The 19,982-nt window shown below is 66.8% G+C and carries 18 protein-coding genes and 1 tRNA gene; 13 read left to right on the forward strand and 6 right to left on the reverse strand.

Going from position 1 to position 19,982, the window contains the following annotated elements; translation table 11 throughout:
• The first annotated feature begins 5 nt into the window (after positions 1-5).
• Positions 6-719: a hypothetical protein gene (locus LXN00_RS03305; protein ID WP_234504706.1), complete on the forward strand. Its 714-nt coding sequence runs from the start codon at positions 6-8 to the stop codon at positions 717-719.
• A 12-nt stretch (positions 720-731) separates the two neighbouring features.
• On the forward strand, positions 732-1,490 hold the full coding sequence (locus LXN00_RS03310; RefSeq protein WP_234504709.1) for a LamB/YcsF family protein: 759 nt from the start codon (positions 732-734) through the stop codon (positions 1,488-1,490).
• A 45-nt stretch (positions 1,491-1,535) separates the two neighbouring features.
• On the opposite strand, the gene LXN00_RS03315 is transcribed toward LXN00_RS03310, so the two are convergent.
• A tRNA-Ser gene (locus tag LXN00_RS03315) sits at positions 1,536-1,629 on the reverse strand.
• A 56-nt stretch (positions 1,630-1,685) separates the two neighbouring features.
• On the opposite strand from LXN00_RS03315, the gene LXN00_RS03320 reads away from it, so the two are divergent.
• The 4 genes from LXN00_RS03320 to LXN00_RS03335 are packed head-to-tail and all read left to right on the forward strand — an operon-like array spanning position 1,686 to position 5,624.
• A complete protein-coding gene (locus LXN00_RS03320) occupies positions 1,686-4,157 on the forward strand; it encodes a CBS domain-containing protein (RefSeq protein WP_234504719.1) in 2,472 nt (823 codons plus the stop codon).
• The gene (locus tag LXN00_RS03325) at positions 4,135-4,740 is read left to right on the forward strand and encodes a site-2 protease family protein (protein WP_234504723.1); all 606 of its coding nucleotides are present in this window, start codon (positions 4,135-4,137) and stop codon (positions 4,738-4,740) included. Before LXN00_RS03320 ends, LXN00_RS03325 begins: the two co-directional genes overlap by 23 nt.
• Positions 4,737-5,396: a site-2 protease family protein gene (locus LXN00_RS03330; protein WP_234504724.1), complete on the forward strand. Its 660-nt coding sequence runs from the start codon at positions 4,737-4,739 to the stop codon at positions 5,394-5,396. Before LXN00_RS03325 ends, LXN00_RS03330 begins: the two co-directional genes overlap by 4 nt.
• Before the next feature lie 9 nt (positions 5,397-5,405).
• Positions 5,406-5,624, forward strand: coding sequence for a hypothetical protein (locus LXN00_RS03335; RefSeq protein ID WP_234504727.1), 219 nt, complete (start codon positions 5,406-5,408; stop codon positions 5,622-5,624).
• On the opposite strand, the gene nfo is transcribed toward LXN00_RS03335, so the two are convergent.
• Genes nfo through ileS form a run of 5 tightly spaced genes read right to left on the reverse strand, consistent with a single transcriptional unit; the run spans position 5,568 to position 11,654 of the window.
• Complete coding sequence (nfo, locus tag LXN00_RS03340) at positions 5,568-6,419, reverse strand: endonuclease IV (RefSeq protein WP_234504729.1); 852 nt, start codon at positions 6,417-6,419, stop codon at positions 5,568-5,570. The genes LXN00_RS03335 and nfo overlap by 57 nt on opposite strands.
• Positions 6,416-6,910: a septal ring lytic transglycosylase RlpA family protein gene (locus LXN00_RS03345; RefSeq protein ID WP_234504731.1), complete on the reverse strand. Its 495-nt coding sequence runs from the start codon at positions 6,908-6,910 to the stop codon at positions 6,416-6,418. The genes nfo and LXN00_RS03345 overlap by 4 nt, the downstream gene beginning before the upstream one ends.
• Positions 6,911-7,948, reverse strand: coding sequence for a M24 family metallopeptidase (locus tag LXN00_RS03350; protein ID WP_234504733.1), 1,038 nt, complete (start codon positions 7,946-7,948; stop codon positions 6,911-6,913).
• 15 nt (positions 7,949-7,963) lie between these two features.
• Positions 7,964-8,518: a Uma2 family endonuclease gene (locus LXN00_RS03355; protein ID WP_234504735.1), complete on the reverse strand. Its 555-nt coding sequence runs from the start codon at positions 8,516-8,518 to the stop codon at positions 7,964-7,966.
• Positions 8,519-8,522: 4 nt separating this feature from the next.
• Positions 8,523-11,654 carry an isoleucine--tRNA ligase gene (gene ileS / locus LXN00_RS03360; protein ID WP_234504737.1) on the reverse strand — a complete coding sequence of 1,044 codons (3,132 nt, stop codon included), beginning with the start codon at positions 11,652-11,654 and terminating at the stop codon, positions 8,523-8,525.
• Positions 11,655-12,060: 406 nt separating this feature from the next.
• Here ileS and fsa point away from each other — a divergent pair, with 406 nt between their 5' ends.
• The 7 genes from fsa (at position 12,061) to nhaA (ending at position 19,982) form a co-directional block, all read left to right on the forward strand.
• A complete protein-coding gene (gene fsa / locus LXN00_RS03365; protein ID WP_234504740.1) occupies positions 12,061-12,732 on the forward strand; it encodes a fructose-6-phosphate aldolase in 672 nt (223 codons plus the stop codon).
• Positions 12,729-14,009, forward strand: a complete 1,281-nt coding sequence (rho, locus tag LXN00_RS03370) for a transcription termination factor Rho (RefSeq protein WP_234504743.1) — start codon at positions 12,729-12,731, stop codon at positions 14,007-14,009. Before fsa ends, rho begins: the two co-directional genes overlap by 4 nt.
• Before the next feature lie 174 nt (positions 14,010-14,183).
• Positions 14,184-15,314 carry a peptidoglycan DD-metalloendopeptidase family protein gene (locus LXN00_RS03375; protein WP_234504746.1) on the forward strand — a complete coding sequence of 377 codons (1,131 nt, stop codon included), beginning with the start codon at positions 14,184-14,186 and terminating at the stop codon, positions 15,312-15,314.
• Positions 15,315-15,407: 93 nt separating this feature from the next.
• Positions 15,408-16,289, forward strand: a complete 882-nt coding sequence (gene pdxS / locus LXN00_RS03380) for a pyridoxal 5'-phosphate synthase lyase subunit PdxS (protein WP_234504749.1) — start codon at positions 15,408-15,410, stop codon at positions 16,287-16,289.
• Position 16,290: 1 nt separating this feature from the next.
• A complete protein-coding gene (locus LXN00_RS03385; protein ID WP_326491122.1) occupies positions 16,291-16,650 on the forward strand; it encodes an ArsR/SmtB family transcription factor in 360 nt (119 codons plus the stop codon).
• A gap of 31 nt (positions 16,651-16,681) precedes the next feature.
• Positions 16,682-18,736 (forward strand): heavy metal translocating P-type ATPase, encoded by a 2,055-nt coding sequence (locus LXN00_RS03390; RefSeq protein WP_234504750.1) that lies wholly within the window; start codon positions 16,682-16,684, stop codon positions 18,734-18,736.
• Between the two features lie 7 nt (positions 18,737-18,743).
• Complete coding sequence (gene nhaA / locus LXN00_RS03395) at positions 18,744-19,982, forward strand: Na+/H+ antiporter NhaA (protein WP_234504752.1); 1,239 nt, start codon at positions 18,744-18,746, stop codon at positions 19,980-19,982.

The raw sequence follows: 19,982 nt of genomic DNA on the forward strand, positions 1-19,982 counted from the left end.
AGCCCGTGTGGCCCCCCTACCACAGGACCCGCCCCCTGGCCTTCCTCCACCGGGGGGATGCGGCCTTTTTTGACCCCTTGGTGGCCGAGGTGGTGTCCCTGCGCCTTCCCCTCTTCCCCTACCCCATGGAGGCGGAAAGGCCGTGGGAGCTTTTGCCCTGCCTCCTGCCCCTGGGTTTTGCCGGGATGGTCCTGGCGGAGGGGGTTTCCCCGCCGGAGGGGGTGCGCCTCGAGGCGGAGGCGGAGGAGGCGGGCCTGGTGGACCTGGTGGCGGTGGGGATGGGGGGGCTTTGGGGCCAGTACACGGAAGGGGTGGCCCTGGAGCGCTTGCTCTCCGCCCGCTTCCCGGGGGCCAAGGGGCTTTGGCTCGGCCCCTTGCGCCCTTCCTTGGCCCCTTTCCTCCGCCCCTTGGCCCAGGTTTCCGTGGCCGCCCCAAGCTTCGCCGAAGGGGACGCCTTCCTCGCCCGCCTGCCCCAAAGGGCCCGGGGGCACGTGGCCTTGAGGCGGGAAGAGGTGGAGGCCTTGGCCTTCAGGTCGGACCTCCTCCTTTACGCCGGGGGCGGGCTTCCCCTGGGGCTTCTCCAGCCCTTCCACGCCCTTTTGGCCCTGGTCCCCCTGGAACCCAAGGCTTTTGAGCGGGTCCAGGCGGTCTACGGCCGAGAGGACCTTTGGGCGGAGCGGGTGAAGGCGGTGTTGGCGGGGCTTGGCTACCCTCCCTGATAGGCTAAGGGCATGGCGGGTTGGGTGGACCTGAATGCGGATGCGGGGGAGTCCTACGGGGTCTACACCTACGGGCACGACCGGGAGCTTTTCCCCTTGGTGACCTCGGTGAACCTGGCTTGCGGCTTCCACGGGGGAAGCCCGAACCGCATGCGGGAGGCGGTGGCCCTGGCCAAGGCCCACGGGGTGGCGGTGGGGGCCCACCCCGGCTTTCCCGACCTGGTGGGCTTCGGCCGCCGGGATATGGCCCTAAGCCCCGAAGAGGTCTATGCCGACGTCCTCTACCAGACAGGGGCCCTTTACGCCTTCCTGCGGGCGGAAGGCCTTCCCCTGCACCACGTGAAGCCCCACGGGGCCCTTTACCTCAAGGCCTGCCGGGACCGGGAAACGGCCCGGGCCATCGCCGAGGCGGTGAAGGCCTTTGACCCGGGGCTTCCCCTGGTGGTCCTCCCCGGCACGGTCTACGAGGAGGAGGCGAGGCGGGCGGGGCTTAGGGTGGTCCTCGAGGCCTTCCCCGAGCGGGCTTACCTGAAAAACGGCCAGCTTGCCCCCCGATCCCTCCCCGGTTCCTGGATCACCGACCCTAAGGAGGCGGCCCGCCGGGCGGTGCGCATGGTCCTGGAGGGCAAGGTGGAGGCCCTGGACGGGGGAGAGGTTTCGGTGCGGGCCGACACCCTGTGCATCCACGGGGACAACCCCAACGCCCCCCAGGTGGCGCGGGCGGTGCGGGAGGCCTTGGAGGCGGAGGGCGTGGCGGTGCGGGCCTTTTGAGCGAGGGAATGGAGCTGAAAGCCCCGGCCCTTTGGCCGGGGTCTTTGGCGGAGAGGGCGGGATTCGAACCCGCGAGGCAGGTTTAAGCCCGCCTACACGATTTCCAGTCGTGTCCCTTCAGCCACTCGGGCACCTCTCCAAGTGCCGACCTTGAGTCTACCAAGGCCCATTCCCATCGTCAAGTAATCTTAGGACGTGCGGGTGGTGGTGGCCCACGAGAACCTGGACTTTGACGCCTTGGGCTCCATGGTCCTGGCGGGGAAGCTCTTCCCGGGAAGCGTCCTTGCCCTGGTGGGGGGCCTCGAGGGGCCCCTAAAGGACCTCGCCCCCCTTTTGGAGGACCGGCTGGACCTGGTTTCCGCCGCCGAGATCCCCTTGGACAAGGTGTCCGAGGTGGTCCTGGTGGACAACGCCCGCCCCGAGCGCATCGGCCCCTTTAGGGCCCTGGTGGGGAGGGTGCCCTTCCTCGTCTTTGACCACCACCCCAAGGCTCCCGGGGACGTGCCCGCCGTGGGGGGAAGGGTGGCGGCGGTGGGGGCCACGGTGAGCCTTCTCCTTCCCCTCCTCCTGGAAAGGGGGCTTGGCCTCACCCCCTTGGAGGCCACCTTGGCCTACGCCGGGGTGTGGGAGGACACGGGGGGGTTTAGCTTCCCCTCCACCACCCCCATGGATCTGGAGGCGGGCCGCCTTCTCCTGGAGATGGGGGCGGAGGCTTGGCGGGTGAGGGAGTGGGTCAGGCCCCACCTCTCCGAGGAGGCCCGGAGCGTGCTGAGGGCGCTCTTAAGGAGCGCCCGCGTGTTGGAGCGGGAGGGCTTCCGCCTCCTCCTCGCCGAGGCCAAGGAGGAGGGGTACGTGCCCGCCCTTGCCCCTTTGGCCCACACCCTCTTGGACCTCCACGAGGCGGACGGGGTGCTCCTGGTCCTCCGCCTGGGGCGGGAAACCCTGCTCATCGCCCGGAGCAAGTCCCGGCTGGACGTGGGCCGCTGGCTGGGGGAGGTGGGGGGTGGGGGGCATCCCCGGGCGGCCTTTGCCCGGGTGCGGGGGGTTAAGGGGGCGGTGCGGCGCCTCCTCCAAAGCCTTCCCCGCCACCTGGAGCCCGAGCCCACCCTAGAGGAGGCCATGACGGCCCCCGTGGAAACCCTGGCCCCCACCTCGGTGCGGGAGGCCCTCCGCACCCTGGAGGAAAGGGGCTACGGGGCCATGCCCGTGGTGGTGCCCGAGGGGGAAGGGGTGAGGGTCTTGGGCTTGGCCCGGCGGCGGGACCTGAAGAAGGCGGAGCGGCTGGGCCTTGGGGACCACCCCGTGGAGGGGTTTTTGGCCCGGGCGGTGGTCCTCCCCCCGAGGACGCCCCTTTCCCAGGTGGAGCATCACCTGAAGGAAGGGGGAGGGCGGGTGTTGGTGGGGGAACGGGTGGGGGAAGGGTGGCGGCTTCTTGGCATCTTCACCCGCACGGACCTCTACCGGAGGCGGCCCCTAGGGGAAAAGCCCCTGGGGGAGAGGATTTTGGAGGCCCTTCCCGAGGGGGCGAGGCGGGTCCTGGAGGCCCTAAGGGAGGCCTTTCCCCAGGGCCTTTACCTAGTGGGCGGGGCGGTGCGGGATGCCCTTTTGCTGCGCTCGGGGCCGGATATAGATGTGGTCCTGGAGCCGGGGGTTCGGGTGGAGGCGGTGGCCCGCTTCTTGGTGGAGCGTTTTGGGGGTAGCTTCTCCCTCCACTACGCCTTTGGCACCGGGCGGGTGCGGCTTCCCTTTGGCCTCGTGGTGGACCTGGCGGAAAGCCGGGAGGAGGTTTACCCGTTCCCCGGGGCGCTACCCAAGGTTCGCCCGGCCCCCATCGCCAAGGACCTGGAGCGGCGGGACTACACCGTGAACGCCATGGCCCTCTCCTTGGCCACCCGGGAGCTTTTGGACCCCTACGGGGGGCTAAAGGACCTCGAGGCCCGCCTCCTCCGCCCCCTCCACCCCCTTTCCTTCGTGGAGGACCCAAGCCGCATCGTCCGCGGGGCGCGCCTTGCGGCCCGGCTTTCCTTCCGCTTCGCCGAGGAGGCCCTAAAGGCCCTTCCCCCAGCCCTTCTCCCCGAGGTCTTGAAGACGGCGAGCCAAAGCCGCCTACGGGACGAGCTCCTTCTGACCCTGGAGGAAGACACCTTTTACCAGGCCCTGGCCCTCTTGGAGGGGTTGGGCGCCCTAAGGCCCCTGTACGGCCTAAGCCTCCCTCCAAAGGAGCCCTTCGCCCGGCTCAAGCCCCCTGAGGGGCCCCACCCCGAGCGCCTCCTCATAGAGGCGAGGCTTCTGGTCCTCCTCTTCTTTCAGGAAGACCCCCTGGCCCGGGCCCAGGCCCTTGGGCTTTCCCGGAGGCTTCGGGAGGGGCTTGCCCTCCTCCTGCGGGTTCGGCGGGGGGAGGAGGTGGAGCGGGAAGCCTTGGCCAACGAGCCCTTGCGAAGCGCCTTCCTCGCCCTTTTCCCCGAGCGGGAAGCGTGGCTTTTGGAAAGGCCCAGGACCCTTCGGGGCCGGGACCTCTTGGAGCTTGGCCTGAAACCGGGCCCCAAGGTGGGGGAGATCCTGCGCCGGGTGGCGGAGGCCCGGGCCCGGGGCGAGGTGAAGACCTTTGAGGAGGAGCTGGCCCTGGCCCGTAGACTGATAGGGGATGGGACTCTTTCCGCTCCTTAACGATCCGCCCGTTTTTGTTTTGGCCTTCCTCTTGGGGGCCTTGGGCCTCATGCTCCACAACCTGGCCCAGGCCTGGCTCGCCGACCGCTACGGGGAGGTGGCCCCCAGGCGCTACGGCTTCCTCTCCCTGGACCCCAGGGTCCACCTGGAGCCGTTGGGGCTTGTCCTTCTCGTCCTCCTGGGCTTCGGCTGGCCCCGCTTCGTGCCCACGGGGCTTCCTGGGCGGAAGGGGGCCTTGGTGGCCCTCATGGGGCCCTTGGGCTTCTTTGGGGCCGCCTTCCTCTATGGGCTCCTTTCCCGCTTCCTCCCTTACCCCTTTGGCGAAGGTTTCCTGGTGGGGGAGCGCCTCATGCTCCTCCACGCCGCCATCTACCTCTTCCCCGTGCCCCCCTTGGACGGGGCCAAGGCCCTTTACGCCGTGGGCGGGCCGGAAGCCCGGCGGTTTTTAGACCAGCTCGCCAGCTACGGGCCCTTGGGGTTTATCCTCGTTTTCTTGGTCCTCTCCTACACGGGGGTAACGGGGGCGGTGGTCCAGGGGCTTAGCGGGCTTCTCGGGGGCCTTTACCGGCTACTGGGTTTATGATCGCCCTCTTCCAGCAAGATCCCCTGGCCTTCTTGCTAGCCTTCGCCGCCTTGCTCTTTAGCCTTTCCCTCCACGAGTGGGGGCACGCCTACGCCGCCTTCCGCTTTGGGGACGATACCGCCAGGCGCTTGGGCCGCCTCAGCCTGAACCCCCTAAAGCACCTGGACCCCTTGGGTACGGCGCTCCTCTTTCTGGTGGGTTTTGGCTGGGCGAAGCCTGTGCCCGTCAACCCCTTAGCCTTCCGCACCTACCGGCTTGGCCTTTTCGCCGTTTCCGTGGCGGGGATTGTCCTGAACCTCCTCCTCGCCGTTCTCTTCGCCCTCTTGGTGCGGGGGCTTTATGCCGTGGACCCTTGGGCCGTGGCCCTGGCCTTCCGGGGGGAGGGGGGTGGGGCGGTGGGGGTGTTGGCGGTGGCCTTCTTCTACGCCAGCTCCGTCAACCTGGTCCTGGCGGTCTTCAACCTCCTGCCCATACCGCCCTTGGACGGCTCCAAGATCCTGCAAAGCCTCCTGCCCCTTTCCTGGCACCCCCTCTTTTGGCGGCTGGAGAGCTACGCCTGGCTTTCCTTTCTGCTCCTCCTCACCGTGCTTCGGGGCCCGGTGCAGGAGGTGTTGCGCCTTGCCCGCAGGGTGTTTTTCGGGTTTTTCTTTGGTTAGACTTTTCCCATGCGGACCTTAAGCCTCGTCCTGGTGGTCTTGGCGCTCCTTCTCCTTCTGCCCGCCCTCCTTCCCCTGCTGGGCTGGCTCAACTGGATGGTCCTCCCCTTGGCCCTCCTGGGGGCGGGGCTTGGGGTGCTCTCAGGGGAGGATAGGGCCTGGAAGCTTGGGCTACTGGTGGTGGCGGTTTCCGCCCTGCGCCTCCTCTTGGGCGGGGGCCTCCTCTAGCCAGGCGCGGAGGACCTTTAGGTTCCAGGCGTCCTCCTCTGGGCTTCTTGGGGTTTCCAGGACGAAAAGGCGGCCTTCTAGCCTGGGGTCCAGGAAAACCCCTTGGAGCCCTTCGCCGATTTTCCCCTGGAGGAGGTGGGCGTGGTGGTCTATGCGGCTTCCCAACTCCCCCACGGAGTCGTTCAGGTGGACCACGAGCACCCGCTCCAGGCCCACCGCCTGGTCCAAGGCGGTGAGGACCCCTGCGGGGTCCCCCTTCACGTCGTACCCGGCGGCGAAGGCGTGGCAAGTGTCCAGGCAGACCCCCATGGGGGTGTCGGCGATGAGCCAGGCGAGGTCTTCAAAGCGCGCCCCCACCTTTTCCCCGCCCCCGGCGGTGTTTTCCAGGAGGAGGGTGGGGCGGTCCTTGACCCCGGCCAGGCGGAGGGCCTTAAGCGCCCCTTCCTTCACCCGCCTGGGGTCCCCGGAGCTGGGGTGGACCACCACGTACTCAATTCCCAGGAGGCGGGCCTTTTCCAGGTCGTCCGCCAGGCTCATCACGCTCTTTTCCCATAGCTCCCCCTCGGCCCCCAGGTTGACCAGGTAGGAGGCGTGGATCACGGCGGGAAGGTCCGCCAACTCCTTGAGGGCCCGGAAGGCCTCCACTTCGCTTGGGGAGAGGGTACGGGTCTTCCAGCTCCTTGGGCTTTTGGCGAAGATCTGGAAGCAGGAAAGGCCCAAGGCCATGGCCTCCTCCACCGCCCCCGCCACACCCTTCTTCCCGGCGATGGAGAGGTGGAACCCGTAGCGCCTCACGGGAGCACCTCCAGCCTTACCCGGGTGGCGGACAGGGCCCCGATGGCCTTGGCGGCGGCATAGGAGAGGTCTATGATGTACCGGCCGCCAAAGGGCCCCCGGTCGTTGATGCGCACCACCACGCTCCGCCCGTTTTTGAGGTTGGTCACCCGCACCCTTGTGCCGAAGGGAAGGGTGGGGTGAGCGGCGGTGAGGGCGTGCATATCGTAGATTTCACCGCTTGCCGTGCGCTTGCCGTGGAAGCCGGGGCCGTACCATACGGCGAGGCCCTCTTGGTAGGGGCGGCCGGCGGGGGTGGTGGCCTCCTTAGGGCTTACCCGGAGCACCTGCCCCGGGTGGATGAGGTCCGAGGAGAGGCCGTTGAGGCGCTTAAGCTCCGCCACGCTTAGGCCGTGGGCCTTGGCGATGCGGAAGAGGGTGTCCCCCTTTTGGACCGTGTAGGTCTGGGCCAGGCTAACCCCGAGAAAGAGGAAGAAGGCCAGGGGGCGCACCTATACCTCCTGCCATCCCCGGGGGAAGCGGGAAAGGAGCTCCATGCCGTCCTCGGTGATGAGGACGAGCTCCTCAATCCGCACCCCACCCAGCCCCGGGAGGTAGACCCCGGGCTCCACCGTGACCACCATGCCGGGCTCCAGAACGTCCTCGGTATACGGGGAGAGGCTAGGCCCCTCGTGCACGGCAAGCCCCACCCCGTGCCCCAGGGAGTGGACGAAGTAGCGGTCCAGGCCGTACCGCCCAAGCTCCTCCCGGGCGAGGGCGTCCACCTCCTTGCCGGTGCGGCCGGGTTTTAGGGCCTCGAGGGCCCTTTCCAAGGCAGAAAGCACCGCCTGGAAGGCGGTCTTTAGCTCTCCCTCCACCTTCCCCAGGGCGAAGGTGCGGGTCATGTCCGAGTGGTACCCCGCCAGCTTGGCCCCGAGGTCCAAGGTGACGAGCTCGCCCGCCCTCAAGGGCTTTTCCGAGGCCCCAGCGTGGGGAAGCGCCCCCCGCACCCCCGAGGCCACGATGGGGGGGAAGGCCACGCCCTCCGCTCCCCGCCGCCTTAGGAAAAACTCTAGCTCCAAGGCCACCTCCCGCTCCTCCACCCCTGGCCTCAAGAGGGAGAGGGCGTGGGCCAAGGCCTCTTCCGCCAAGGCTTGGGCCTTCCGGATGGCCGCCACCTCCTCGGGGGTTTTCTTGAGGCGGAGGCGCTCCACCACCCCCTTGGTGGGCACCCATTCCGCCGGGGAGAGTTCCCGGAGGCGCTCCAGGGCAGCGTAGGGGAGGTGTTCCGCCTCAAAGCCCACCCGGCCCCTTAGGCCCTGAAAAAGCGCCTCCTTTTCCTCCCGCCGAAGAACCTTGGCGGGGATGCGGCTTTCCCGTCCCGCCTCGGGGTAGCGGGGGTCGGTGAGGAGGAAGGCCCCTTCCTCGGCGATGAGGACCTGGGCGTCTTCCGGGTGGGGGAAGCCCGAGAGGTAGCGGACGTTCTCCGGGCGGGTGACGTAGAGGGCGTCAAGCCCTAGGGGCTCTAGGAGGTTCCTGAGGTCCTGCACGGGGGTACTATACCATCACTCCCCCAAGCGCACGCCCTCGTACAGGGCGGCCACCTCGAGGGTCACCGGGGGGCAGGAAAGGGTGAGGGCGTCCCCCGGTCCCAGGGCCAGGTAACGGAAACCCCCTCCCTCGCGTAAGTAGGCCTCCAGGGCCACCCGTTCCGTGTGGACCAAGAGGTAGGCGGTTAGGCTCTGAAGGCGAAGGTAGTGCCAAAGCTTTTGCCCTCGGTCCAGCGCCTCCGTACTGGGCGAAAGGATTTCCACCAGGAGGCAAGGGGCTTCCTCGTAGAGGGGGGAGGAGGAGGGAGCGCAGACCACCATGAGGTCGGGGTAGAAGACGGTGTCCTCGGCGACCTTTAGCCTGCGGTCCGCTGCGCAAGCCTCGCACCCCTGGGCCAGGGCGGACGGGGCGAGCCGGAGGAGGAGGCGGGTGAGGAGTTGGTTGTGGGCCCGCCCGGCCCCGGCCATGGCCCAGAGGGAGCCTTCCACCAGATGGTGGCGCCAAGGACTTGCCTCTTCCAAGCGGAGGTAGGCCTCGAGGTCCAGCCCTTTGCGGGCGGGCCCGCCCATGGCCTCAGTTTACCCGCTCCAGGCTAAAGCGCGCCCTGCCCTCCTCGTCCGCCACCTCCGTGGTGTACCCGGGGAAAAGCCCCTCGCCGAACGCCCGGGCCAGGACCTCCTCGGCGATCCAGGCCCCGTGGCGCCTTAGAGCCTCTTGGTAGGGGCCTTCCGCCTCGTAGCCCACGCGGATGCGGTCGGAAACCTTTAGGCCCATTTCCTTGCGGGCCTGTTGCAGGTGGCGGATGAGGTCGCGGGCGAGGCCTTCCAGGCGAAGCGCCTCCGTCACCTCCACCCTAAGGGCCGCCACGTACCCCTCCTTTTCCAGGGCCTCGTACCCCTCGGGGGCCTGGGCCTCTAGGAGCACCTCCTCGGGCAGGAGGGTGAGGGTTTCGCCCTCCACCTCGAGGGGGATGGCCGCGCCCTTTAGGGCCAGGGCCGCCACCCGCTCTCCCTCCCGCTCCAGGGCTTCCCGGATCTTGGGGACAAGCCTGCCGTACTTGGGGCCCAGGGCCTTCAGGTTCGGGAGGACGCGGTAGGTGAGGACCTCCTCTCCCGGCTCCAGCACCCGCACCTCCTTGACGTTGAGCTCCTCGGCGATTTCCTCGGCGAAGTGCTTAAGGCCTTCCCGCTCCAAGGGGGTGGGGGCGGTGACGAGGAGGAGGGGAAGGGGAATGCGGGTCTTCACCCCGCTTCTCGCCCGGGCCGAGCGGGCAAGCTCCACCACCCGGATCACCGCCCGCATCTTGGCCACGAGCTCCCGGTCCCAAAGGGCCTCCTCCACCGGGGGCCAGTCCGTGAGGTGGACGCTCTCTTCCGCCCTCGGGTCCACGCTCCGGGCCAGGTTCTGCCAGAGCACCTCGGCGAGGTAAGGGGTGAAGGGGGCGGAGAGTTTGGCCACGGTGAGGAGGGCCTCGTAGAGGGTAGCGTAGGCCGCTTCCCGGTCCAGGGCGTCCTCGTTTTTCCAGAAGCGGCGCCGGTTCCGGCGCACGTACCACTGGGAGAGGTCCTCCACCACGAAGTCCCGGATGGCCCGGCTCGAGGTGGTGGGGTCGTAGGCCTCGAGGGCCTCCGTCACCCGGTGCTTGAGCTCTTGGAGCCGGGCCAAGAGCCAGCGGTCCATCTCGGGGCGGGCCGCGGGCGGGGGCGGGTTTCTGAGGTCCGGGCGGTCCAGGTTGGCGTAGGTGACGAAGAAGCTATACACGTTCCAAAGGGTGAGGAAGTAGTCCCGCACCGTTTCCCGCACCAGGTTGGGGCCGAAGCGCCGGTCGGCCTCGGGCGGGGCGGAAACGTAGATGTACCACCTGAGGGCGTCGGCCCCGAACTCCCTCAGGATGTCCCAGGGGTCCACCACGTTCCCCTTGGACTTGGACATCTTTTGCCCCTTCTCGTCCAGGATGAGGCCGTGGCAGATCACGTTCTTAAAGGCGATGGAGCCGAAGAGCATGACCCCGAGTTGGTGGAGGGAGTTGAACCAGCCCCTTGTCTGGTCAATGCCCTCGGAGATGAAGTCGGCGGGGAAGCTTTCCCGAAACTCCTCCTGGCCCTCAAAGGGGTAGTGCAAGGAGGCGAAGGGCATGGCCCCGGAGTCGTACCAGACGTCAATCACATAGGGCACCCGCCGCATGGTCCCCCCGCAGGCGCACCTGAGCTCCACCCGGTCCACGTGGGGCCGGTGGGGGTCAAAGGGCTCGGGAAGGGGGGTTGTGGCCCTCTCTCTGAGCTCCTGGAAGCTCCCGATGGCCTCCTCCTTGCCGCAGGTCTGGCAGACCCAGATGGGCAGGGGCGTCCCCCAGTAGCGGTTGCGGCTTAGGGCCCAGTCCACCAGGTTCCTGAGCCACTCCCCGTACCGCCCCTCCTTGATGTGGGGGGGCACCCAGTGGATCTCCTGGTTTTTCTTGAGGAGCTCCTCCTTGAAGAGGGTGTTGCGGATAAACCAGGTTTCCGTGGCGTAGTACATGAGGGGGGTGGAGCAGCGCCAGCAGTGGGGGTAGTTGTGCAGGTAGGGCTCCTCCTTAAAGAGGAGGCCCCGCCCCTTTAGGTCCTTGAGGATGGCCCGGTTGGCCTCGCGGAAGAAGAGGCCTTGGAAGGGCTCCACGAGAAGCCTCCCCTCCTCGTCCACGGTCTTGAGGAGGGGGAGGCCGTAGGCCCTGGCCGTTTCCAGGTCCTCGGCGCCGAAGGCGGGGGCTTGGTGAACGATGCCCGTGCCGTCCTCCCGGCTCACGTACTCCGCCAGGACCACGAAGTAGCCCTTGTCCAGCCCTTGGGGGTAAGGGGGGGTGTAGGCCAGGCCCTCCAGCTCCTTGCCCAAAAAGGTCTTGAGGACGGGGGCTTCCTCCCCGAGGAGCTTCCGGCCCAGGCCTTCTTCCAAAATAAGGACCTCCTCCCCCACCTGGAAGGCGGCGTAGGTGAACTGGGGGTGGACCGCCGCCGCCACGTTCCCGGGCAGGGTCCAGGGGGTGGTGGTCCAGACGAGGAGGCTTCCTTGGGAGAGGCCAAGCCGGGCGGGCTCCTTCAGGGGCAGGCGCACGTAGACGGAGGGGTCTTGGATCTCCTTGTAGCCCAGGGCCACCTCGTGGGAGGAGAGGGGGGTGCCGCAGCGGGGGCAGTAGGGCACCACCTTGTGGTCCCGGTAGAGGAGGCCCCGGTCAAAGAGGTTTTTTAAGCTCCACCAGATGCTCTCAATGTAGGTGGGTTGGAGGGTGGCGTAGGCGTTCTTCAGGTCCACCCAGTAGGCGATGCGCTCGGTGAAGGCCTCCCACTCCTTCTCGTAGGTGAAGACGGACTCCCGGCAGGCCTGGTTGAAGCGTTCAATGCCGTAGGCCTCAATCTCCCGCTTGCTTTTGAGGCCCAGCTTCTTCTCCACCTCCAGCTCCACGGGAAGCCCGTGGGTGTCCCAGCCCGCCCGGCGGGGCACGTAGTAGCCCCGCATGGTCTTGTAGCGGGGGAAGAGGTCCTTGTAGCTCCGGGCCTGGGCGTGGCCCACGTGGGGCATGCCGTTGGCGGTGGGGGGGCCTTCGTAAACGGTGTAGCGGGGGCCCCCTTTGCGTTTTTCCACGCTCTTCTCAAAGATCTTCTCCCGCTTCCAGAAGGCCAAAATCTCCTCTTCCAGCGCCGGAAAGTTGGGTTCGCCCACTTCCTTGAACATGCCCACCTCCTAAAAAGACGCCCGCGCCGTAAGGCGCGGACGAAAGCGCTAAGGCTTCCGCGGTACCACCGCGCTTCCTGAGGAAACCCTCAGGCCCTCGTTTGGGCGCTATCACGGGCGCCACCCGGCGGGCATTACTCGGGGCGTGCCCTTTCCTCCCGCGGCTCCGGGGTGATCTTCCCACCTTCCCGCACCACCGGGCTCCCACCGTCCCCGGCTCGCTTGGGGCTATTGGGAAGGGGTACTCTCCCCATCCTCGCCTTTACAACCTCTGCCCCCTGGGGTAAAATCCCCCACTGGCGGCTAAGGCCATGCTAGCAGCCTTTCCCCTCCCTTGACAACGCCCCGCAGAGGTCTGCTAGACTCAGGCTAAGCCGGTTCGTTTCCCGCACACAAGGAGTGCGCCATGGAGCTTTACCTAGACACCGCCAATCTGGAGGAGATACGGGAGATTGCCGCTTGGGGGGTCCTCGCAGGGGTCACCACCAACCCCACCCTGGTGGCCAAGGAGTTCGCCGCCCGGGGAGAGCGCCTGAGCGAGGAAGGCTTAGTCCAGCACCTTCGCGCCGTGGCCGAGGCGGCAGGGGGCCCGGTATCCGCCGAGGTGACGGCCCTGGAGGCGGAGGCCATGGTGGCGGAGGGTAGGCGCCTAGCCGCCATCCACCCCAACATCGTGGTGAAGCTACCCACCACCGAGGAGGGCCTTAAGGCCTGCAAGCGGCTTTCCGCCGAGGGCATACGGGTGAACATGACCCTCATCTTCTCCGCCAACCAGGCCCTTTTGGCGGCGCGGGCCGGGGCGGCGTACGTGAGCCCCTTCCTTGGCCGGGTGGACGATATCTCCTGGGACGGGGGGGAGCTGCTGCGGGAGATCGTGGAGATGGTCCAGGTGCAGGACCTTTCCGTGAAGGTCATCGCCGCCTCCATCCGCCACCCCCGGCACGTGACGGAGGCCGCCCTGCTCGGGGCGGACATCGCCACCATGCCCCACGCCGTTTTCAAGCAACTCTTGAAGCACCCCCTCACGGAGATCGGCCTCAAGCGCTTTATGGAGGACTGGGAGAAGGTTAAGCCATGAGGAGAAAAGCGGAAACCCCCGAAACCCCCCTAACCTACCAGGAGCTTTCCAGCAAGATCCTGCCGGAACTCCACCTTTTGGCCCAGGAGGCGGGGATTGAGAACTACAAGCGGATGAAGAAGGACCAGCTCATCATGGCCCTCTTGGAGCGGCAGACGCAAGGGGAGGGCCTGCAGCTGGTCAAGGGCTACCTGGAGATTAGCCCCGACGGCTACGGTTTCCTTACGGAAAACCTTTACAACCTCGAGTCCCGGGTGGCCATCGTTTCCGCCGGACTCATCCGTCAGTACGCCCTAAGGAGCGGGGACTACATCGTGGGCCGGGTGCGCCCGCCCCGGGAGAACGAGCGCTACGGCACCCTCCTCAAGGTGGAGGCGGTGAACGACCTAGATCCCGAGGCCGCCAAAAACCGCCCCCGCTTTGACGAGCTGATCCCCCAGTTCCCCGACCGGCAGATCAAGCTGGAAACCACCCCGGACGAGCTCTCCACCCGGGTCATTGACCTCCTCGCCCCCATCGGCCGGGGGCAGCGGGGCCTCATCGTGGCCCCTCCCAAGGCGGGGAAGACCACCCTCCTCAAGAAGATCGCCAACGCCGTCCTCAAGAACGAGCCCGACATCAAGGTCATCGTCCTCCTCATTGACGAGCGGCCGGAGGAGGTGACGGACTTCCGGGAGAGCGTCCAAGGGGCCGAGGTCATCGCCAGCACCTTTGACGAGCCCCCCCAGAACCACATCCGCGTGGCGGAGTTCGTCCACGAGCGGGCCAAGCGCATCGTGGAGGAAGGGGGGCACGTGATGATCCTCCTGGACTCCATCACCCGCCTGGCCCGGGCCAACAACCTGGTGACCCCGCCCACGGGGCGCACGCTCTCGGGCGGTTTGGACTCCGCTGCCCTTTACTTCCCCAAGCGCTTCCTGGGGGCGGCGCGGAACATCCGGGGTGGGGGAAGCCTGACCATCCTGGCCACCGCCCTGGTGGAAACGGGAAGCCGCATGGACGACGTGATCTTTGAGGAGTTCAAGGGCACGGGCAACATGGAGCTCCACCTTTCCCGCCGCCTCGAGGAGCGCCGCATCTTCCCGGCCATTGACATCCTGAAGTCGGGGACGCGGCGGGAGGAGCTCCTTTTGGGCGAGGAGGTGGTGCACAAGATGTGGCTTCTCCGCAAGGTCTTGGCGGACATGGACCCGGCCGAGGCCATGGAGATGCTCCTCGCCCGCCTTGGGCGCACCAAGAGCAACAAGGAGTTCTTGGCCTCCTTGGCGGCCCGCTAGGCGGTTTTCCCCTAGGGGGGCGGGTTTCCCGCCCCCTAGATTTTTGCCCCTTGCGCTTTGGGGGGTGGGGGTTGGTATAATCCCCGCCGAGGTTGGGGTTCCTTTAGGAGGTGAACATTGCGGGTATGGGTAGTATGGTGCTTTCTTGCGGTTCCTGCCTTGGCGTTTTCGTATGTGAAGCCCCTTAGCCCCATTCCCCTGCCGGAGGCCCAGGTGGAGGTGGGGCCGTCCGTGCGCAAAGCGTGGGTGGTGTACACGGTGAAGCCGGGGGATACCCTGGCGGGGCTTGCCTCTCGCTACGGGGTGGACCCCCGGCACATCATGTGGTCTAGCGGGCTTAAGGACCATCGGCTCCAGGTGGGGCAGAGGCTCCTCATCCCCTTGGTGGGGGAGGAGGAAAGGCCTCCCAGGGTGCCACCGGGGGTGGAGGTCTACCGGGTGCGCCCGGGGGACACTCTTCAGGGCATCGCCCGCCGCTTTGGCGTGAGCGTCCTGGACCTGGTTTCCGCCAACCCCTCCTTGGAAAGCCTGGACCGGTTGGTGGCCGGGAGCACGCTTTACGTACCCAAGCGAGCTAAGGGGCTTCTTCTCACCCTGGGCGAGGGGCAGACCCTGGTGGACCTGGCGGCGCGCTTTGGGCTTTCCCCGGTCCAGGTGGCCAAGGCCAACGGGGTGGAGAACCCGGCGGAGCTTAGGCCAGGCGACCTGGTCCTCCTGCCCGGCATCCAGGCCAAAACCACCTATCAAAACCTCCTGGCCAAGCAGGAAGCGGAGCGAAAGGCCCGCCTCGAGGCGGAAAGGCGCCGCCAGGAGGAGCTAAGGCGCCTGGCGGAGGAAAGGCGCAGGCAACAGGCGCTAGCCCAAACCCAGGCGAGGCGCCAGGCCCAGGCGGCGAGGCCCCAGGTGCGCCGGGTGAGCTACCAGGAGGGCGGGATGCGTTGGCCCCTCTCCGGCTTCCGCATCACCACCTACTTCGGCCAGCGGGGGGCCTTCCAGCGCTACCACACCGGCATAGACCTGGCGGCCCCTTACGGCACCCCCATCGTGGCGGCCAAAAGCGGCCAGGTGGAGGTGGCGGGGTGGAGCTCGGTGGGCTACGGCTTCCACGTGGTCTTGGACCACGGGGGCGGGGTGGAAACCCTCTATGCCCACATGTCCCGCATCGCCGTGCGCCCCGGGCAGTGGGTGGAGGCGGGGGAGGTGATCGGCTACGTGGGCTCCACGGGCTGGTCCACCGGGCCCCACCTGCACTTTGAGGTGCGGGTGGGCGGGGTCGCCCGTAACCCCTTGAGCTACCTCCCCTAAGGGAGGGGAAAGGGCCTGGGGGATGGGTCCCCCGGGCTTTGTGCTTTTGGCCGCTTGACCCCACGGGCGGTAAGCTTGAGGATGGAGGGCGGGATGGAGAAGGGAACCTTCCAGATCAAGACGGGCTTCGCCGAGATGTTCAAGGGTGGGGTGATCATGGACGTGACCACCCCGGAGCAGGCGGTGATCGCCGAGGAGGCGGGGGCGGTGGCGGTGATGGCCCTGGAGCGGGTTCCCGCCGATATCCGCGCCCAAGGGGGCGTGGCCCGCATGTCCGACCCCAAGATCATCAAGGAGATCATGGCCGCCGTGTCCATCCCCGTGATGGCCAAGGTGCGCATCGGGCACTTCGTGGAGGCTATGATTCTCGAGGCCATCGGGGTGGACTTCATTGACGAGTCCGAGGTCCTCACCCCCGCCGACGAGGAGCACCACATTGACAAGTGGAAGTTCAAGGTGCCCTTCGTGAACGGGGCCCGGGACCTGGGGGAGGCGCTTCGCCGCATCGCCGAGGGGGCGGCCATGATCCGCACCAAGGGGGAGGCGGGCACGGGCAACGTGGTGGAGGCGGTGCGCCACGCCCGCACCATGTGGAAGCAGATCCGCCACGTCCAGTCCCTGCGGGAGGACGAACTCGTGGCCTACGCCAAGGAGATCGGGGCGCCCTTGGAGCTCGTGCGCTGGGTGCATGCGCACGGCCGGCTTCCCGTGGTGAACTTCGCCGCGGGCGGCATCGCCACCCCCGCCGACGCCGCGCTCATGATGCACCTGGGGATGGATGGGGTCTTCGTGGGGAGCGGCATCTTCAAGTCCGGGGACCCGAAGAAGCGGGCCCGGGCCATCGTGCGGGCGGTGACCCATTACAACGACCCCGAGGTCCTGGCGGAGGTGAGCGAGGACCTGGGCGAGCCCATGGTGGGCATCAACCTGGACCAGCTCAAGGAGGAGGAGCGCCTGGCCAAGCGGGGGTGGTAGGGTGGCGCAGGCGGTGTGCGGGGTTTACGAGATCCACCCTGAGCGGGTGGAGAAGGCGCGCGCGGCCTTGCCCGAGGAGGCGGTGCTGGGGAAAGCCGCCCTCCTCCTTAAGGCCCTGGCCGATCCCACCCGGATGCGGCTTCTTTTGGCCTTGAAGGCGGCGGAAGAGCTTTGTGTGTGCGATTTGGCCCTTCTTGCCGGGGTTTCCGTTTCTGCGGTGAGCCATCAGCTCAGGCTTCTGCGCCAGGCAAGGCTGGTGGCCTTCCGGAGAGAGGGAAAGCAGGTCTACTACCGCTTGGCGGACGAGCACGTGGAACGGCTTCTTGAGGGGGCTTTGGAGCACGCGGAAGAGAACACTTGACTAGCTACTCAAATGATGCTACCCTGGGAACATGGATGCTCACAGGGTTCGCGTGTTCCGGGTGGAGGGTTTGGACTGCGCCGACTGCGCCTTAAAGGTGGAGAAAGCCCTTTCCGGGGTGCCTGGAGTGGTGCAGGCCCAGGTCAGCTTTGCCAGCGGTAAGGCGTATCTGCACCTCGAGGTTCCCGGGGCGGAGAAGGAGGCGGAAAGGGTGGTTTCCGCCCTGGGCTACCGTTTGAAGCCTGAAGGGGACACGACCAGGGGTGTTTTGGGACCCTGGCGCTGGGCCTTGGCTTCCGGAGGGCTTCTCCTGGCGGCCTTTTTGGCTTCGCTCTTCCTCCCCGGCCTAGCCCCTTGGGGCTATCGGCTGGCGGCCTTGGTGGGGGTTTTCCCCCTGGCTCGTCGTGCGGTGGCTGCGTTCCGGCAAAACCCCTTCAGCATGCAAACCCTGGTTACGCTGGCTACCCTGGGAGCCTTGCTCATCGGGGCGGAGGCCGAGGCGGCGGTGGTGGTCTTCCTCTTCCTCGTGGGGGAGGTGCTGGAGGCTTATAGCGTGGCCCAGGCCCGCAGGTCCCTTTACGCCCTTTCCGAGCTTCTTCCCAGGCGGGCCTACCGCCTGAAGGAGGGTGGGGTGGAGGAGGTGCCCCTTAAGGCCTTGAGGGTGGGGGACCTGGTGAGGGTGCCCCCGGGGGAGCGGGTACCGGCCGACGGGGTGGTGGTGTCTGGACAGGCTTCCGTGGAGGAGGCCGCCTTCACCGGGGAGCCCTTGCCTAGGCCCAAGGGGATAGGGGACCGGGTTTACGGGGGCAGTCTGGTGCAGGAGGGGAGCTTGGTGGTAAAGGTGGAGCGCCTTCCCGAGGAGGGCTTCCTGGCGGAGATGGAACGCCTGGCGGAGGGGGCCTTGCTTAAGAAGAGCCAGGCGGAGCGGGTGGTGGATGCCTTTAGCCGCCGCTACACCCCGGCGGTCCTGGCCCTGGCAGGCTTCGTGGCCCTGGTCCTTCCCCTTTTCCGGGGGGATTTCCTGGGGCATGTCTACAAGGCCTTGGGCCTTCTCCTCATCGCCTGTCCCTGCGCTCTGGTGGTGTCGGTGCCTGCGGCCATCGCCGCAGGGGTGGCCCGGGGAGCCAGGGCGGGGGTGCTCTTTAAGAGCGGGGCGGCCCTGGAGCGCTTGGCTGGGGTTCGCTACGTGGCTTTGGACAAGACGGGAACCCTGACCCTGGGAAAGCCCACGCTGGTGCGGGTGGTTACCTTTGGGGTTTCGACGGAGGAGGCCTTGGCCCTGGCGAAGGGGGTGGCGGAGGGTTCCTCCCACCCCTTAGCCCGGGCGGTGCGGGAGGCTTCGGGCCCCAAGGCCTTGCCCTCGGAGGAGCATCGGGCGGTGCCGGGCCTCGGGGCCTTCGCTCGGGTGGAGGGGAAGGAGGTGGGTTTGGTGCGGCCCGAGGCCTGGGACCTGCCCCCGGAAGTAGAGGCCCAGGTGAAGGCCTTGACGGAGGAAGGCTTCAGCCTTTCCCTCTTGGTTAGGGAGGGGGTTCCCTTGGCCCTCTTGGCCTTCCAGGATACCCCCCGCCTCGAGGCCCGGGAAGTCTTGGCCGAACTGCGCCGACTGGGCCTTAAGCCCCTCCTGCTTACCGGCGACCGGGAGACCTCTGCTTTGGCTTTGGGCACGGCCATAGGGCTTTTTCCTGAGGAAATCCGGGCTGGCCTTTCTCCCGTGGACAAGCTCCGCCTGGTGGAGGAGTTGGCAGGTAGGGGTGGCGTGGCCATGGTGGGGGATGGGGTGAACGACGCCCCAGCCCTGGCCAAGGCCACGGTAGGGCTTGCCGTGGCCGAGGGCACGGAAGCGGCCCTGCAGAGTGCAGACGTGGGGCTTCTGAGCCTTGCCGCCTTGCCCCGGGCCTTCCGGCTAAGCCGCCTGACCCTGGGCGTGGTCCGCCAGAACGTGGCCTTGGCGGTGGGGCTCAAGGGGCTTATCCTCCTCACCACCCTCATGGGTTACACGGGGCTTTGGACCGCAGTGCTGGCGGACAATGGAGCACTCGTGTTGGTGACGGCCAACAGTCTGCGTCTTTTGTGGCGCCGGGTATAGTAATCCCATGCCCGTGCGCAGGTATCCCAGGCTACTAGAGCAGTTTCTTGAAAGTGAGGCCAAAGGAGGGCTGGTCCTCTTCTTGGCGGCTCTTCTGGCATTTATACTGGCCAACACTCCGGCGGCCACGGTCTATTTTGGGCTACGAGAAGTTCTGGTGGGTGTTCGTTTTGGCGAGTTTTCATTGGAAAAGCCGCTGCTTCTTTGGGTCAACGACCTCCTCATGGCGTTTTTCTTCCTACTGGTGGGACTGGAGCTTAAGCGTGAACTTGTTTCTGGCGAGCTTAAGAATCCCAGGAGGGCTGGGCTAGCCTTGGCAGGGGCGGTAGGGGGGATGATCCTGCCGGCCTTTTTGTACCTGGCAATCAATCCCAGTCTGCCCGAGGCTCGTGGCTGGGGAGTACCCATGGCCACGGACATCGCCTTTGCCTTGGGGGTTTTGGCTCTGGTACCTCGGGTGCCTCTGGGACTTAAGCTCTTTCTCACTGCCTTAGCCATAGTAGATGACCTGGGGGCGGTTTTGGTGATTGCCCTCTTCTACACCGGGGGCTTAGAATCCCTTCCCTTGATCCTGGCGGTCCTGATCCTGGGTTTTGCTCTTCTGCTCAATCGCCTAGGGGTGTGGCATCTTTGGCCCTACATGCTTCTGGGGTTACTTCTGTGGTATTTTGTCCTCCAGTCAGGTCTTCATGCTACCTTGGCCGGGGTGCTTTTGGCTTTGGCTGTCCCTCTGCGGCGGGCTAGGGCTTTCCAGGGGACTACCTCTGCCCAGGACCCCGAGGAGCTGGAGGGGGAGTTGGAAGGCCTCGAGGAGCAGGTGGAGGAAGCGCAAAGCCCCTTGCACCGTCTGGAACACACCCTTCACCCTTGGGTAGCCTTTGGGGTGTTGCCGGTTTTTGCATTTTTTAATGCTGGGGTTGCCTTGCAGGGGCTGGGGTTTGGTTCCGTGGCCTGGGGGATAATCTTGGGTCTTCTCTTGGGGAAACCTTTGGGAATCTTCTTTGCTTCCTGGCTAGCGTTGCGGTTGGGTTTGGGCGCCTTGCCCGAAGGGGTGAACCTAAAGTCCATTGTGGGTGTGGGCTTTTTGGCAGGCATTGGCTTTACCATGGCCCTTTTCATTGCTGGCTTGGCCTTTGAAGGGGGGATGCTGGACCAAGCCAAGGTGGGGGTACTCTCCGCTTCTCTAGTGGCCGGGTTAGTGGGTGTTCTTTTGGTGCGAGCTTCCCTTGACAGGTCCGAAGCCTAG

The sequence above is a fragment of the Thermus brockianus genome (genome assembly GCF_021462505.1).
Taxonomy (GTDB): domain Bacteria; phylum Deinococcota; class Deinococci; order Deinococcales; family Thermaceae; genus Thermus; species Thermus hydrothermalis.